Raw genomic sequence first — 255 nt, 5'->3', positions numbered from 1 at the left:
AATATCAAAGCATCGGGCCAGCCCGCGCACCTTTCCCTGCCGGGGGTACACCTCTTGTTTTCACTATCGAAGCGGGTCCTTGAAGGGACCTACCAAGGCAGCGTGCAACCCGAGCATCTCCAGGCATACCTGGACGAGTTCGTGTTCCGTTTCAACCGGCGCAACTCACACACGAGGGGATTGCTGTTCTTCCGACTGCTCGAATCAGCCGTTGCCGGCCCACCCGCTCCCTACACAAGCCTGGCCGTCATCCAC

At 59.6% G+C, this 255-nt stretch carries 1 protein-coding gene; it reads left to right on the top strand.

Features of this window, described 5'->3' with window-relative positions:
• On the top strand, positions 1-255 hold a 255-nt coding region (locus tag JMA46_RS16960; protein ID WP_207346507.1), incomplete at both ends, for a transposase.

It is taken from the genome of Arthrobacter sp. E3, assembly GCF_017353415.1.
GTDB lineage: Bacteria > Actinomycetota > Actinomycetes > Actinomycetales > Micrococcaceae > Specibacter.
This window is presented reverse-complemented; position numbering and strand designations above follow the sequence as displayed.